The organism is Ruegeria sp. HKCCD7296, from assembly GCF_013110775.1.
In the GTDB taxonomy this organism is placed as follows: domain Bacteria; phylum Pseudomonadota; class Alphaproteobacteria; order Rhodobacterales; family Rhodobacteraceae; genus Ruegeria.
On sequence record NZ_WVRF01000004.1, the window covers coordinates 191,626 to 207,040 of the forward strand.

At 55.4% G+C, this 15,415-nt stretch carries 16 protein-coding genes; 6 read left to right on the plus strand and 10 right to left on the minus strand.

From position 1 onward, the window contains the following. Positions 1 to 60 precede the first annotated feature (60 nt). A complete protein-coding gene (locus GS632_RS08055; RefSeq protein WP_171176726.1) occupies positions 61 to 1,062 on the minus strand; it encodes a sterol desaturase family protein in 1,002 nt (333 codons plus the stop codon). A gap of 107 nt (positions 1,063 to 1,169) precedes the next feature. Between GS632_RS08055 and GS632_RS08060 the strand changes: the two genes are divergently transcribed. Continuing rightward, positions 1,170 to 2,060, plus strand: coding sequence for a LysR family transcriptional regulator (locus GS632_RS08060; RefSeq protein WP_171238055.1), 891 nt, complete (start codon positions 1,170 to 1,172; stop codon positions 2,058 to 2,060). Here the strand turns inward: GS632_RS08060 and GS632_RS08065 are convergent. The 3 genes from GS632_RS08065 to GS632_RS08075 are packed head-to-tail and all read right to left on the minus strand — an operon-like array spanning position 2,033 to position 4,425. Beyond that, the gene (locus tag GS632_RS08065; protein WP_171238054.1) at positions 2,033 to 3,109 is read right to left on the minus strand and encodes a helix-turn-helix domain-containing protein; all 1,077 of its coding nucleotides are present in this window, start codon (positions 3,107 to 3,109) and stop codon (positions 2,033 to 2,035) included. The genes GS632_RS08060 and GS632_RS08065 overlap by 28 nt on opposite strands. A 57-nt stretch (positions 3,110 to 3,166) precedes the next feature. Beyond that, positions 3,167 to 3,904 (minus strand): hypothetical protein, encoded by a 738-nt coding sequence (locus GS632_RS08070; RefSeq protein WP_171238053.1) that lies wholly within the window; start codon positions 3,902 to 3,904, stop codon positions 3,167 to 3,169. Next, positions 3,901 to 4,425: an RNA polymerase sigma factor gene (locus GS632_RS08075; protein WP_245223159.1), complete on the minus strand. Its 525-nt coding sequence runs from the start codon at positions 4,423 to 4,425 to the stop codon at positions 3,901 to 3,903. Before GS632_RS08075 ends, GS632_RS08070 begins: the two co-directional genes overlap by 4 nt. 95 nt (positions 4,426 to 4,520) lie before the next feature. On the opposite strand from GS632_RS08075, the gene GS632_RS21985 reads away from it, so the two are divergent. The 3 genes from GS632_RS21985 to GS632_RS08085 all read left to right on the plus strand — a co-directional run bounded on the left by GS632_RS21985 (position 4,521) and on the right by GS632_RS08085 (position 7,504). After that, a complete protein-coding gene (locus GS632_RS21985; RefSeq protein ID WP_174827341.1) occupies positions 4,521 to 4,766 on the plus strand; it encodes a hypothetical protein in 246 nt (81 codons plus the stop codon). Beyond that, the gene (locus tag GS632_RS22115) at positions 4,763 to 5,455 is read left to right on the plus strand and encodes a cytochrome c family protein (RefSeq protein WP_253284442.1); all 693 of its coding nucleotides are present in this window, start codon (positions 4,763 to 4,765) and stop codon (positions 5,453 to 5,455) included. The genes GS632_RS21985 and GS632_RS22115 overlap by 4 nt, the downstream gene beginning before the upstream one ends. Positions 5,456 to 5,719: 264 nt before the next feature. Then, a complete protein-coding gene (locus GS632_RS08085; RefSeq protein WP_171238051.1) occupies positions 5,720 to 7,504 on the plus strand; it encodes an ABC transporter ATP-binding protein in 1,785 nt (594 codons plus the stop codon). Between the two features lie 335 nt (positions 7,505 to 7,839). On the opposite strand, the gene katG is transcribed toward GS632_RS08085, so the two are convergent. After that, complete coding sequence (gene katG, locus GS632_RS08090; protein ID WP_171238050.1) at positions 7,840 to 10,020, minus strand: catalase/peroxidase HPI; 2,181 nt, start codon at positions 10,018 to 10,020, stop codon at positions 7,840 to 7,842. 107 nt (positions 10,021 to 10,127) lie between these two features. Between katG and GS632_RS08095 the strand changes: the two genes are divergently transcribed. Then, positions 10,128 to 11,060 (plus strand): hydrogen peroxide-inducible genes activator, encoded by a 933-nt coding sequence (locus tag GS632_RS08095; RefSeq protein ID WP_171721301.1) that lies wholly within the window; start codon positions 10,128 to 10,130, stop codon positions 11,058 to 11,060. A gap of 52 nt (positions 11,061 to 11,112) precedes the next feature. Here the strand turns inward: GS632_RS08095 and GS632_RS08100 are convergent, their stop codons facing one another. From GS632_RS08100 to GS632_RS08110, 3 genes are read right to left on the minus strand one after another with little or no spacing between them, the layout of a single operon-like run. Next, positions 11,113 to 11,448 carry a carboxymuconolactone decarboxylase family protein gene (locus GS632_RS08100; protein ID WP_171238048.1) on the minus strand — a complete coding sequence of 112 codons (336 nt, stop codon included), beginning with the start codon at positions 11,446 to 11,448 and terminating at the stop codon, positions 11,113 to 11,115. An 11-nt stretch (positions 11,449 to 11,459) separates the two neighbouring features. Beyond that, positions 11,460 to 12,218, minus strand: a complete 759-nt coding sequence (locus tag GS632_RS08105; RefSeq protein WP_171721300.1) for an amino acid ABC transporter permease — start codon at positions 12,216 to 12,218, stop codon at positions 11,460 to 11,462. 8 nt (positions 12,219 to 12,226) lie between these two features. Beyond that, complete coding sequence (locus GS632_RS08110) at positions 12,227 to 12,967, minus strand: amino acid ABC transporter ATP-binding protein (protein ID WP_171238046.1); 741 nt, start codon at positions 12,965 to 12,967, stop codon at positions 12,227 to 12,229. Between the two features lie 121 nt (positions 12,968 to 13,088). On the opposite strand from GS632_RS08110, the gene GS632_RS08115 reads away from it, so the two are divergent. After that, on the plus strand, positions 13,089 to 13,859 hold the full coding sequence (locus GS632_RS08115; RefSeq protein ID WP_171235848.1) for a transporter substrate-binding domain-containing protein: 771 nt from the start codon (positions 13,089 to 13,091) through the stop codon (positions 13,857 to 13,859). 102 nt (positions 13,860 to 13,961) lie between these two features. Here the strand turns inward: GS632_RS08115 and GS632_RS08120 are convergent, their stop codons facing one another. Next, positions 13,962 to 14,672, minus strand: a complete 711-nt coding sequence (locus tag GS632_RS08120; RefSeq protein WP_171238045.1) for an aspartate/glutamate racemase family protein — start codon at positions 14,670 to 14,672, stop codon at positions 13,962 to 13,964. Beyond that, entirely contained in the window at positions 14,669 to 15,373 is a 705-nt protein-coding gene (locus GS632_RS08125) for a GntR family transcriptional regulator (RefSeq protein WP_171238044.1), read from the minus strand. Before GS632_RS08125 ends, GS632_RS08120 begins: the two co-directional genes overlap by 4 nt. Positions 15,374 to 15,415 lie beyond the last annotated feature (42 nt).

Here is a 15,415-nt window from a genome sequence, read left to right on the forward strand (position 1 = left end):
GGATGTAAATCCCAGTCCTTTGCCGGGTCGTTTCGGGCTCGGCAAAGGACTGGTGCGGCTTTACTCGCCCGCCCAGATCTTGCGCCTGCGTTCTTTAACCATTTCGTTGCCCTCGTCCGTGCCGTCGTGGAACGTGTTGAACCACTCATCCCAAGGCGTTTCCCAGGTGCCGTAGTTGCAATCGAAGAACCTGTGGTGCAGCTGGTGAAAGAAATCCCCGACTTGAAACTTGGCTTTGTTACCAAGTTTCACGTGCTCGAATCCGGCATGAGAGGTCGGCGCGCCAATGCCGTGATGAAACAGCAGGAAGATGGCGTGGACCGGATGCGACGGCAGAAGGAAAAAGATCGTCGTGTCGAACATCAAAAAGAAGCTTTCGACGGGGTGCATAGCAAGGCCGGACCACGGGCCAGTATTGATGTTGCGGTGATGCCAAGCGTGCACTTTGGTGTAAAGCTGGCCGACATGCAGCAGACGGTGTAGCCAATAAAAATGAAAACCTGCCCAGATCGGTACAAAGATTATAACCGCGATGAACCATGTCGGATTGCTGTCGAATGTGATCATGGTGATCCAGCCGTTGGCGTAGGAATACAGGATCAGGCATTCCCAGAACGTCCAGAAGGTCAGCGCCGGGCCTAAGGTCCAAAACATATTGTCCCAGACCTGGTTCTTGAAGGTAAAGACCTTTGCGCCCTTCATCATCGGACGCATGTCATAGCGGTATTCGTCCTGTTGCGTACGGAATTTCCACAGTGCCAGGTGCAAGCCACCGGCAACCACCATCAAGATACAAAAATTGCGAAACCAGATTTCGGCCACCCAATCCCAGCTGAAGGTTTCAATCCGGCCCAGCGATGGGGTCAGGTAAGTCCAGGTGATGATGGCAAAGACCAGCAGAAGCGCGCGCAGCGCCAATGGGTTCCAGCTTTGCAGGAGGTAGCGCAGCGCAGCCAAGGGTTTCATCGGCCAATCCCAGTACGGAGACGTCTGAATTGGCAATTGTGGTGTAAAGTTCCAGATTTTGCGCTTGGGACGCGGAGGCAAGGCTGGTTTTGTCATGGTGTGGCTCGTTCATGCTGTTCGCTGCCAGCACGCTAGAGCAACTTGGGCAAGGCTCAGCACGGTTTGTCTTGCAGGTCAGGGCAAGTTTTGCTTAGCCTTTCAAAATGTCGTCACGTATCCCCTCTCTCAACTGGTTACGCGTCTTTGAGGCGGCCGCGCGTACCGAAAGCTTTGCCCGGGCGGCGGTGCAGCTGAACATGTCCGCCGCAGCCGTCAGCCAACAAGTCAAGGCGCTGGAAACCCAGTTGGGCACCCCTCTGTTCCACCGCCACGCCCATGCCGTCACCCTGACCGAGTCCGGGCGGGCCTACTTGCCGTCGGTGCAACAGTCACTGTTGATGCTGGAAACCGCCACCACCGGCCTGTTTGGCGAAACGCGGGGGCAGCGACTTTATGTGCAGTCTGTGTTGCTTTTCGCCCATGGAATCCTGGCCAAGGGCCTTTCAACATTTCAAGCCGGGCATCCTGATATCAACTTGTCACTGGCCACCGGAAACATCGTTTCGGATTTTGCCAATCGATTTACTGATTTGCAGATTGTGTTTGGCAACCCTGCTCTGTTTGGCACCGAAGGTGATGAGCTGGTTCGAGAAGTTCTTTACCCTGTTGCACCACCAGCAATCGCTGCACAGATCAAAACCCCACAAGACTTGCTGGAGCACACATTGATCGAGGTCTCAACGCACCGCGCAAGTTGGCCGCATTGGTTCGAAAGTCTACGCTTGCCTGCAGGACAGGCTCGGTACTTTTTCGCTGACAATTCGATCATGGCAGCAGAATTATCAGCCAGTGGGATGGGTATCGCCCTTGCCCGCGCGCCTGCTTCAGATCGGATCACAGAAAGGACGGGTCTAGTGCCATGCCTACCGGAGGCTTCAGTTGCCGGACAAGAAGCATACCACCTGATCTACCCATCGCTTGCAACCATGCGCAAACCCGCCCGCACCTTTCGTGACTGGCTGCTGGACTACAGCGCCGCAGTCCAGACTCGATAACGCCCTTGCCCCGTGACCTCTCGCACCAAACCTCGGCGGCTAAACAGATCGAAATTGCGCTGAACCGCCGCGCGGGACGCTTCGGTCAAGTCTTCGGCCAACGGAGCGGAGACCATCGGCCACGATGCCAGAACCTCGATCAGACGCGGTGGCGTGCGCCCGCTCAGATCTTGCGTGACGTCCCGGGCTTTGTTCTCCCACGCACTGATCCGGTCGAGATGCAAGAGACCCGCAAGGGCCGCCTGCCCTGCCCCTCGTATCCAGGATCCCAACTTTTCCGTCGGTTCGCCTGCCCCACGCAAGGCACCAGGGCCAGACAAGGCAAGCGGCATAAACAGGGCACCACCACGTCCCATGGACGCAGCGTGCCGCGCCGCAATCACGGCGGCCTCTGTGTCTTGTCCAATACCCTGCGCGATCGCGCGCCATGCATGAAACGCAATTGCCGATTGCGTCACCGGATGCAAACCTTCAGCGCTTTGCATAACTTCCGCCAAATCCACAACAGCCTCGGGCGCGGCATCAGAACCCTTTGCCAGACGGTCCAGAAACGCGGTCAGCCCGCTTTCCCATCCCCCTTCTGCAGGAGCAGCGCCCGAGCTTAATCGGCGCACAGCCCAACCCGCACGGAACAAAGCTTGCACATCGTCGTGGGTCGCGCCAATGCGCAGACCAGTCCACAAGGCCAATCGGTCCACACTGACCCGATCGCCGGTCCACCAGCCCAGATCAGACGTCTCCATCAAAGCCAGACGATGGGTCCATCCTTTAGGTCCAGCACGTAACCGTTCGTCCAGCGCCCCAAAAGTCAGCGCCAGATCCGCAAGCTCTGCCGACAAGTCTGACTGCGCCGCCCGCCAATCACGCGGGTCAAACAACAAACGCCGATCAGATCGGGGGCCGGGCGGGAAATAATCCTCCTCCGCCACCTCATCGGGTGGCAAAAACCACAAATCCTCTTCTTCGGTCGGATCACCGTCAAAAATACTGGCCGGGCCGAGATCTTCGGCCTCATCCTCCGGAAGCGGCATGGGTTTCTTCGAATTCATACCGGTATTCTTCGGGCATTTGCACCGGTTCACAAGAGGCTTTCCAAAAGATTACGATCAGCCTGCAAAGGTCCGGGTCAGAACGTCCAACTCATTCTGCAAATCGGTCTGCGGCGAACTGCCCAACAGCATGTAACCATAACCATCTTGCGTCCACGTGGCCGTCGCCAACCCGCTCAGCACCGCTTGCTTTATCTCAGCTGGTGGGGCATCTGGCCCCTGACGAAGAACACAAAACGCAAAGGGTTGGCCTTGTTCATCCGCAAAAACAACCTGGATCAGAGGCTTACCTTTGAAGGAAAGAACTTGCGCCCGTTTCAGCTCTAACCCCGGCAAGGATTCCAGCGTTTCACGGTTCAAAGACCGCCCAAGCTGTGCCTCAGCCATCTCAAATTGTTTGTCTAGCGATTTGGTTGAACTGTCTAGCCAGGCTATGGTCTCGGGCACGTAAAGCGACTGATAGATCGCAGCTTGCTGTGCCCAGCCCAGGTCTGCCGGTCGAGTGGCCCAAAAGGTCACGGCAATGGCAGCAATCGCCGCACTCGCTGCGACTGCAACAAGGCGCAGACCACTGCCGCGCGCTGCTGGCATCACCGGATCGGGCATCTCGATAGCTGGCGCCTCAGCCGGAAGTTTCTCAAAAACATCACGAACAATTGGCGCAAATGGATCCAGCGCCATCAGTCGTTGTTCCAGCGTGGTGTCGGTCTCGACCGCAGCCTCAATAGCGCGGCTCTGAGCCTCATCCAAGGTGCCTTCCAGATACGCCACCAGCGTTTCGTCGGAAAACGTCATTTACCACTCCGTCGCGCGGTGTCCGCCGCATCAGGCTGCATCACCGCTTTCAGTTTCTGCCGGGCATTCGAAAGCCGGCTCATAATCGTACCGATGGGAACTTCCAGTAAGGCAGCGGCTTCGCGGTAACTGTACCCTTCGACGAACACAAGCAAAACCGTTTCCCGCTGCGCTTCTGGAAGCTGCATCACTTGTGTAAACACTTCAGTGGCGAAAATATTCGTTTCTGTGTCCGACCCTGTCGCCACAAGGTCTGCTTCGGGCGTTACCGACAATGCCTGCGCCCGACGGACCGAGCGTGATCGCACTTCGTTCAGCCAGATTGACCGGCAGATTGTCATCAGCCAGCTGTCCAGACGATTATGCGACGTGACCTGATGATGACGCTCCAAAGCTCGAAGACATGTCGCCTGCAAAAGGTCATCGGCCACGTCAGACGCCCCAGACAATGCCAGCGCGAACCGCCATACGCGTTTCGAGTGCGTCTGCACCGCATCGCGGACGGCCTGTTCGGAAGTCATTTCAGCATTCATCGAATAAATTGCGACCTATGTGTGTTTGGTTTTCACGGACCGGGCCCGCTCGGCAAAATTGTCATAAACCTTGGAGGAATGAAATGAAACTTCTGTTGAAAGCAGTCACGATTGCGTCGGCGATTGTTGCAACACCTGTTCTTGTCGGCACGTGGACTTTGGACAGCGACAACTCGCACTTGGCTTATGGCACCATAAAGAAAAACGCTGTGGGTGAAGTCAACAGCTTTAGCAAACTCAGCGGGCATGTGACCCAAGATGGTCACGCTGAAATCACCATCGACCTGTCATCAGTCAGACCAATATCGATATTCGAAACGAGCGGATGATTGAATTTGTTTTTCGTAAAGCCGGTTCGGCAATGCTGACAGCTGACTTCGACATGGCCGAAGTATCCGGGCTGTCGATTGGCGAAACCACCACATTAGATGCAGCATCCGTTCTGTCTCTGGTCGGCTCGGACGTTTCTTTCGACACAGAACTGTTTGTCGCGCGACTATCCGAAACTTCGGTCCTGGTCTCCACCAATGATATGGTGTTCCTCAGCGCAGAAGATGCCGGTGTGAACGCAGGCGTCGACAAGCTGATGGAATTGGCAAACTTGCCAAGCATCACCCGAACAGTTCCCATCACGGCCCGGCTTATCTTTCACTCTGACGGCAAAAAGGTCGCCGCAACACCAGCAGCAGAAACTGCGGCCGTTGCAGCCGCCGCGTCAGGAGACATCAAGGCAGGTAAGAAGGTTTTTCGCAAATGCAGCGCCTGCCATAAACTGAACGAAGGCAGTAACGCTGTCGGCCCTTCCTTGCATGCCGTTATTGGCAAGCCAGCGGGCCAGGTTGAAGGCTTCAAGTATTCCGCTCCTGTGCAGAACTCTGGCATAGTTTGGACACAGGAAAACTTGAATGCATTTCTGGCCGATCCCAAAGGGTTCCTCCCTGGAAATAGGATGCAATATCGTCAACTTGTTGTCATATCTGCAGAGCGAAAGCTAAGTTTTACCGAGCTTCGACCTTGATTCAGTCGCGCGTTCACCCGCGCACTGATGATCAGGTGATCTTGTTTTCCTTTTGAAGCGCAAAAAAACGCGCGCTCCGGTTTACTTGCTTTTGGTTCGTGGCCCGCATTGTACTTGTTTCAACTCTTTAAAGCCCCTATCTAACTCTCCGCACGATCAACAGCTGGCATGAGCCTCACTGACGCAGTCCGGTATATACCCTTTTGGCCCGGCAAAATTTGGGGTATCTGAACGTGCGCACCGTTTCACGATTTGGAGAACGCAATGATAACGCGCGCCTGGAAAAAATGGCGATCAGGCTACATGGGCCGCCTTGTCGGCGAAAGCTTTTATGCTCAAGGCCCCTTATACGGCATTGCGATTTTGGCAATGATCGTAGTCGCCGTCACCACGGCCGGGTCGGCCTATATGATGGAGTACATCGTCGATGCCATGACAAGCCCGGAACTGCGGGGATGGTCACATGTTATTGCTTTGGCTGTTGTGCTGCTATTTCTAACGAAAGCGGTTGCCTCATATATTCAGGCGAACTTTCTGGCGCGCGCTGGCAATCGAATCGTCGCACAACAACAAGAAAAAGTTTATCGAAAACTGCTTCGTCACGGCGTTTCTTTCTTTACTGCAAATGAATCGTCAGACCTGCTGATGCGAACAACAAACGGTGCACAAGCCGCCCGGAGTTTGATTGATGTACTTGTTACAGGCTTTGTCCGTGACGCTCTTACCTTGGTTGGCCTTGTCGCGGTCATGGTATACCAGCAGCCCGTTCTGTCCGTGATGTTCTTTGTTTTAGGTCCTGTCGCTTTGTTGGGGGTGCGGCATCTCCTGAAAAGTGTGCGCAAAATAATGCAGGCCGAGTTCAAGTCGCTGGCCGAGATCATTCGCGTCCTTCAGGAGACATCAGCCGGAATCAAAATCATCAAGGTCTTTTCGTTGGAAGATCGCATGATCGACCGGATGGAGACCGCGATCCGCAAGGTAGAGCAGCGCTCGAACGACATTGCTAGGCTGCAAGCAATCGCCAGCCCACTGATGGAGTTTCTGGCAGGCCTTGCCGTTGCTGGTGTGCTCATTGTCAGCACGATGGATATCGCCGGTACGGAACAACCGACAGCCGGGCAGCTGATGTCCTTCATCACCGCTTTGCTGATGGCTTATGAACCGGCGAAACGCCTGTCGCGTATGCGTGTCCAGATCGAAGCCAATATGGTGGGTGTGAGCATGTTGTTTGGCTTGCTAGACCAACAAGACACGATGACCGAAAGCCCCGATGCCCGAGACCTGACCGAAGGGCCGGGTCACATTGTCCTACGCAACGTGACCTTTGGGTATCAAGGCGCGCTTCCTGTGATCGAAGACATGAACGTCTCGTTCGAAGCAGGTAAGACAACGGCCCTTGTTGGCCAGTCAGGCGGTGGCAAATCCACTTTGTTCGGATTGATCATGCGTTTTTATGATCCAGACGAAGGCGTTGTTGAGATTGACGGACAAGACGTGCGGGAGGTGAGCTTTGCCTCCCTACGTCGAAAGATTTCATATGTAGGTCAGGACACCTTCCTGTTTTCCGCATCAGTCCTTGATAACCTGCGTTACGCGGCCCCTGAAGCGACCGAAGAAGAAGTATTCGAAGCAGCGAAAGCAGCGTACGCCCATGATTTCATCATGGAATTGAAGGACGGGTACGACACTCAGGTCGGTGAAAACGGAACCTTCCTGTCAGGAGGTCAAAAACAGAGAATAGCGATTGCGCGTGCCATTCTGCGCAACGCTGAAATCCTGCTGTTGGACGAAGCCACTAGCGCCCTGGATGCTGAATCGGAATCGTTTGTCAAAAAGGCTTTGGATGCCTTGACTCAGAACGTTACCGTCATCGTTATCGCGCACCGCCTGTCCACAGTGCTCGAGGCAGACAAAATTATTGTGGTTCAGGATGGTGCAATTGTTGAGCAAGGCAATCTGGACGAGTTGATGAAGAAAAGCGGTAGTTTCCGCACTTTGTTTGATCAACAATTCAAACAGCACACGCCTGCAAAGGAAGTCGCGGAGTAACCGCGACTTCCACACAAGCGTTGGTACGTTCGCCAAGAATGCGATGTTCGATATCCATGAGTTTAGTTCAACACAGATGAGCTAGGGTACTTGACCTCTAAACCCGAGCGTTAGGCCTATCGGTCTTAACCGTTAGCTAAAATGAACGAACTGCTAATCGGGCCAGGCTGATACTTTAGTTGTCCTACAGATTTTGTGCACGCGAATACCAACGACTTAGCTAAACCAGCTCGAGTTTAACAACTAGCAATTTTATGAAACGACTGAAGGGTCACTTCCCGAACCCTGAAGCGCGAAACCAGGCGAAGCCACCCTCAACCTGGTTTCTTGATACCTTACGCAAGCAGATCGAACCGGTCGTTGTTCATGATCTTGGTCCACGCTGCCACGAAGTCGCGCACGAACTTCTCGGCATTGTCGTCCTGAGCATAAACCTCGGCATAGCCGCGCAGGATCGAGTTCGACCCGAAGACTAGATCCGTGCTGGTGGCGGTGAACTTGACCTCACCAGAAGCGCGGTCGCGCAGCTCGTAAGTGCCGCCTTCAACCGGATGCCAGCTCAGCGACATGTCCGTCAGGCTTACGAAGAAATCGGTGGTCAGCTGACCCACACGGTCGGTAAAGACACCATGCGCCGTTCCGCCATGGTTAGCACCCAGCACTCGCAGGCCGCCCACCAGAACGGTCATCTCAGATGCGGTCAGGCCCAACAACTGCGAGCGGTCCAGCATCATCGCTTCAGGCGACACGGCGTATTCCTTCAGCTGCCAGTTGCGGAACCCGTCAGCCAGTGGTTCAAGCACCGAGAAGCTGTCTGTGTCGGTCTGTTCGTCCGTCGCGTCACCACGACCAGCCGAGAACGGAACCGTCACATTAAAGCCTGCTGCCTTGATCGACTGTTCCAGACCGACATTACCTGCCAGAACGATCACGTCAGCGACCGACGCTCCGGTTTCAGCAGCAATCGGCTCCAGCACACCCAGCACTTTTGCCAGACGCTCAGGCTCGTTGCCCGCCCAGTCTTTCTGTGGTGCCAAACGGATGCGCGCACCATTTGCGCCACCGCGTTTGTCCGAGCCTCGGAAGGTACGTGCACTGTCCCAGGCGGTGTTGATCATCTCGATCGCTGCCAGGCCACTGTCTGCGATCTTTGCCTTGACGGCTTCTACGTCATAATCAGTCGAACCGACCGGGATTGGGTCCTGCCAGATCAGATCCTCTGCAGGGACGTCCGGACCGTAATAGTTGACGCGTGGACCCATGTCGCGGTGGGTCAGTTTGAACCAGGCACGGGCGAAAGTGTCCGCGAAATAGTCCGGAACAGCCATGAATTTCTGACAGATCGCATTGTATGCCGGATCAACCTTCATCGCCATATCCGCATCTGTCATCATCGGCATCCGGCGGACAGACGGGTCGGTCGGATCGACCGGTTTTTCATCTTCCGGCATGTCCACGGGCTGCCACTGATGGGCACCGGCAGGGGATTTGCCCAGCTCCCATTCGTAACCGAACAGATAATCGAAATAACCCATGTCGAACTTCAGCGGCTCTTTCGTCCACGCGCCCTCAATGCCTGAAGTGAACGCGTTGGTCGCCTTGCCGTTCTGATCCGGGTTGTCCCAACCCAGGCCCTGGCCAGACACAGGGCAGGCTTCGGGCTCGGAACCGATATTGTCGCCCGCCATAGCGCCGTGCGCCTTACCAACCGTGTGACCGCCGCAGGTCAGCGCTGCGGTCTCTTCGTCATCCATAGCCATACGGGCAAAGGTTTCACGGATATGCAAAGCGGTCCGCGCAGGGTCCGGATTGCCGTTTACACCTTCGGGATTCACATAGATCAGACCCATGTGCACAGCGCCCAGGGGGTTTTCCAACGTGCCGGGTGTTTCCAGATCGCCATAGCGGCTCTCGGACGGGGCGAGCCACTGGTTTTCCGAACCCCAGTACACGTCTTTTTCCGGGCCCCAGATATCTTCGCGACCAAATCCAAATCCAAAGGTTTTCAGGCCCATCGATTCATACGCAACAGTGCCCGACAGGACGATCAGGTCAGCCCAGGACAGTGCGTTGCCGTATTTCTTTTTTACCGGCCACAGCAGACGGCGGGCTTTGTCCAGGCTGGCATTGTCCGGCCACGAGTTGAGCGGAGCAAACCGGATGTTGCCCGACCCCGCGCCGCCACGACCGTCGCCCAGGCGATAGGATCCGGCAGAATGCCAGGCCAGACGGATCATCAGGCCACCATAGTGACCCCAGTCCGCCGGCCACCAGTCTTGACTGTCTGTCAGCAGCACCTCGACATCGGCACGGACGGCTTTGAAATCCAGACCTTTGACCGCTTCACGGTGGTTGTAATCCGCATCCATCGGGTTGGTGCGCGTGTCGTGCTGGCTCAGAATGTCCAGGTTCAGCGCATCCGGCCACCATTTGGTGACTGAATTGCCTGTACCTGTGTTCCCGCCATGCATGACAGGGCAGCCGCCGGTTTGATGATTGTGAGGGTTACCGTCCATTGTAAATCTCCTGAGTATTTACCTAGGGGTTCAGATGCCTTGACTCGTACCCGAACCAAGCGATAAATGGAAATTTGTAATTTCTATCATTGTGATTAGTTTTTCAAATGAAATCACTGACGCTCAAGCACCTGCGTTATTTCGAGGCCCTTGCCACCCATGGTCACTTCGGCAAAGCCGCAACTGCCAGTGCAATTTCGCAGCCAGCGCTTTCCATTCAAATCAAAGAGCTAGAGGCCATCATGGGCGGCCCATTGGTCGAACGGTCGGCGCGTGAAACCCGCTTGACCGCCTTGGGTGAAGACGTGTTGAAGCACAGCCGTGAAATTCTGACCCGAGTCGAGGACTTGGGGAAACTGGTGCAATCACCGTCCGGCCCGCTGTCAGGACGATTAAGGATCGGTTTAATTCCCACAGTTGCGCCTTATCTTCTGCCCTCGATTATCAAGGCCATGTCGCAGCGATTTCCGCAGCTAACGATTGAGCCCAAAGAGACCATCACCGAATCCGTAATCCGCGAAATACTGGACTCACGACTGGATGTCGGGGTCGTTGCGCTGCCGGTGTCGGAACCCAGTCTTCGAGAGTTCTCGTTGTTCAACGAAGATTTTTTGCTGGTCCGCCCGGCGCGAGATGCCAGCCTGCCCATGCCAAGTTCATCGCAGCTCCGAACAATGCGGCTATTGCTGCTTGAAGAAGGCCACTGTTTCCGTGACCAGGCTCTGTCTTTTTGTTCAATCCGCAATATCGAACCGCAACAGGTTATGGAGGGCAGCTCGCTTTCGACCCTTGTACAGATGGTTGGGGCAGGAATTGGCGTCACCCTGATCCCCGAGATGGCCGTTGGGTTGGAAACCCGTTCCGCCGATGTCTCTATTGCCCGGTTCCAGGACACCCCGCCGGCGCGAACAATTGGGCTAGTCTGGCGAAAGACCAACCCGCTGAGTGAAAACCTGCTCAAGATCGGCGCGATCATCCGCAAAACCGCAGAAGAGAACATTTTGAACACTGGGCACAGCGATCAGTCGGCAGCCGAGTGAACCACCTTTAAGCGCGATGCGGCAGGTATTGCCGGATCATTACATTTAGATATCATTCGGAAAACACATCATAGGCTTTGAGCGCCTTGGCGCTGTACGCATACGACGGCCCACCTCCCATATAGGTCGCCATGGCCAAAGCCTCGCACATTTCTTCGCGCGTGGCCCCCAGACGAACCAGCGACTTCACATGAAACCCAATGCAGCTGTCGCAACGAGTCGCGACAGCGATGCCCAACGCGATGAATTCCTTGCTCTTCTCGCTCAGCGCGCCATCGGTTTTGGCCGCCTTACCCATAATACCAAAGCCCCGAACGGTTTCAGGAACTTCCTTTGAGAAAGTCCCGATATTGGCCTCTGTCTCGGCCATGAAGGCTTTCCAGTCCATTTTTTAACTCCTTATCCGCGCTCGTCTGCGCCCATGCGGCGTTCCAACCGGCGCACACCAGCACTGATGATCAGTACGAGGATCAAATATTCAAAGATCAGCAGTGTGTAGATTTCCAGCGGGCGGTATTCCGTCACAACCAATTCATTCGCGCGGCGAGTCAATTCCTGCATCCCGATGACGCTGGCGAAGGCACTCATCTTGACGATGTAGATGAACTGGTTGGCCAGCGGCGGTAGAATACGCCGGATCGCCTGAGGCAGGATCACGTGACGCATGGTCTGCACATAGTTCAGACCTATGCTTTGCGCCGCTTCACGCTGACCGCGCGCGATGGATTGAATACCCGCGCGATAGATCTCGGCCGTGAATGCGCTGTCTGAAATCGCAAGGGTAATGATTGCACCCCAGAATGGATCGATTGGGACGTTCATTCCCATCGACTGGAACACGATAGGCAATCCATAAAAGACCCAAAAAAGCATCGGCAGCAGTGGAATGGCGCGGATGAATTCCACATAGACCCGGTTGACCAAACGCCAGCCGCGTTTCTCGGACAGCCCCGGCAATGCCACCATCAGGCCCACGACAATCGACAGAACCGCCGCGATCAGCGATATCTGGATCGTCGCCCACATGCCCGAGACAAGGAATTTCACGTTGGTCCAGCCCGATGCCGTGGTGGGGTCGATCACATACCAGCCCCAAGTCTGGGACGAGGAACAACCCGCAAGCAACAGCAAGGGCGCTATCAGAAGTAGTTTTTTCATAGCCCCTCTCAGTGCTGCAGAATTTGCGACAGGAATTTACGACACCGCTCGGATTGCGGGTTGGTGAAGAAATGTTCGGGCTTGCCTTCTTCGACGATTTCACCCGCGTCCATGAAGATCATCTTGTCGGCCACCTTGCGCGCAAACCCCATCTCATGGGTCACAACCACCATGGTCATGCCCTCGTTCGCCAACTCGACCATGACATCCAACACTTCCGAGATCATCTCGGGGTCCAACGCCGAGGTTGGCTCATCAAACAACAGAACACGCGGCTCCATGCACAGGGACCGCGCAATGGCAACGCGTTGTTGTTGGCCACCGGACAACTGATTGGGTTTTTTGTCCGCCTGATCAGGAATGTGTACGCGCTCCAGATAGAGACGTGCCTTTTCCTCGGCCTCCTTACGGCTCAGACCCCGCGCTTTGATCGGGCCCAGAGTCAGGTTTTCCAACACGGTCAGATGCGGAAACAGGTTAAACTGTTGAAACACCATTCCAACCTCGGACCGGATAGTCGCCGCAGATTTTGCGTCATCCGTCAGTTCGACCCCGTCCACACAGATGATGCCTTTCTGGTGTTTTTCCAACTGGTTGATACACCGAACGACGGTTGACTTACCTGACCCCGAGGGCCCGCATATCACCACCTTCTCGCCGCTGTTGACCGTCAGGTTTATATCCTTGAGTACGTGAAACGTGTCGAACCACTTGTTCACGCCCACAAGTTCAATTGCGGCGTCTGGCATAAGCTGGTCTGCCCCTGTTTTAGTCAAGTTGTAATATTTTCTTGAGGTTATCTTTCTCTTTCGGGTTAAATCAATGATGAACACGGCGGCAAGACATAAACATCACCAACGGGAGAAAGCGATGAACACTTTTTTGAAAGCAGCGGCAGCAGCCGCGCTGGGTCTGGTATTGTCAGGTGCCGCACAGGCGCAATCCGCACTGAACGAGATTCTGGATTCCGGCGTGCTTAAAGTGGGCACGACCGGTGACTGGAACCCCATGTCGCTGCGCGATCCGGCCACCAACAGCTACAAAGGCTACGACATCGACATCATGAACGAACTGGCCGCCGATCTGGGGGTCGAGGTCGAATATGTGCCGACCGATTGGAAAACGCTGGTCAACGGCGTGGTGGCGGGCAAGTACCACCTGACCGGTTCGGCCTCGATCTCTCCGCCTCGCATGAAGGTGGCCGGTTTCTCGGATAGCTACATCGCGGTGGAATTGTTCCCGTACACGACCAAGGATAAGGCGGACAAATTCGACGGCTATGATTCAATCAACCAACCGGGCGTGACGGTCGCCACAACTCTGGGCACCACGTTTGAAAAGCGCGTGCGTGAATGGTTCCCGAACGCTGAGATCAAGGTCGTGGAAGCCCCGGCCCGCGGTTTTCAGGAAGTGATCGCCGGACGCGCGGATGTGTTCATCACGTCAAATATCGAAGGCTCGACACTTGAGGCGAAGTTCCCGGTGGTTCGCGTCAAGAATGCGGGTCCCCGGTCGCCATCGCCCATCGCGATGATCCTGCCGCAAGGCGATCAGGTCTGGATCAACTACGTGAACAACTGGATCGAAGTGAAAAAAGCGCAAGGCTTCTTCGAAGCTAACCGCGAAAAATGGGGTCTCTGATCCATTTTCAGACATAACCAGCACTTTAGCGCCCGGCCTTCAGGATCGGGCGTTTTCTATTTTGACATGACGGAGCAAAGTGCTTGGCGCACCAATTTTCGATCAATATGTCCGCGGAACCAGACCGGCCTGAAACCATTGAATAAAAGAGACGATAGAAAACACGGGCAACCCAGTAGCCCGTTGGATATCGCGTGCATAGGGGCACATATTTGTGCATTCCAGCACGATTGCACCCAAGTCAGGGTTGTCCGCAACCAAGGTATGCGCCGCCTGAACATTATCTTCACGCGCTTTCTGAACATCCAGCCTTAGCTCATTTCCAAGGATCGCACGGGTGAACTCCTGCCCGCCTTCGGTTGTGCCAATCGGGGTATCCAACGGCACGTTGGCCGCCCGCAGATGATCTTTCGTCAGGGTCGAGGCTGAAATGGTCAAAACCCCTGCGCGCTTGCCCGCAGGCAGAATGCGGTTCACCATCTCGACCTGCATCAAGGACGATGTAGCCACCGGAACCGGGACGGCTTGGGCCAGTTCTTTCTGGAACAGGGACAGGAAACCGCAATTGGTGGTTATGCCATCCACACCATCCCTTACCAGATCCTGCGCCGCGTCGATGAACACGTCCAACATCCCCTCGGCCCGGTGCCGAACCACCCGATCCGGCGAGGCATCACGGACGATGCGATAGAGCACCGGGAATGGCCAGGTCAGCGCGTTGCCCATGTCACCTGGGATTCTGGGGAATTGGGCATCCAGCATCAGAATACCAACCGATGCGCCGTAGATGGATTTTCCGCCTTGCGCAATCATCCCTCGACCTCCTCGATTATGCGGGCCGAGATTTCTTCTGACCCTTCCATATAAATGCTGCTAATCCCGTGACGCACAGCGTCCTGCACCTGATCCATGCGCTTGGTGATATGAGCGCCAAGAACACGCGCGGCCTCTTCCGCATCCCGTTCCATCAACGCCTGCATAACTCGCTTATGCTCCTCTTTTGAACGTTGCACCCGGTCCATACTCATGGAAATCCAACGGATATAGCGAATACGCTCATTGATCCGCGTCAGGGTATGCAACAGCTCCATATTGCCTGACAGTTTGGCAATCCCAAGGTGAAACGCCTCATCCCGGCTGACTGCTTCTTCGACGGTCAGACCAGTGATATCGATGCCCGTTGAGTAAAGCTCATCCCGCAGATTCTGCAGGTCTTTGTCAGAGGCCTTGGAACACGCCGCACGCGCGGCGGCAGTTTCGATAATCTGGCGCAGTTCAAACAGGTCAAACACGCTTTGCGCATCCAACGGACGACAAAAAAACCCTTGCCCCGGGCGAAAATCAAACAACCGTTCTGCAACCAACCGGTTCAATGCCTCTCGTAAAGGGGTCCGGCTGACGCCCAGGTCCTTGGACAGGGCAACTTCGTTCAGGCGATCCCCAGGGCGCAGACGGAACGAGACCGCCATCGCCTTAACCTGATCATAGATGTCGTCGACCCTTGGACCCGCCATTAACCTGCCCTTCCTCTTGTTTGCCACAGGTGCCATAGGCAG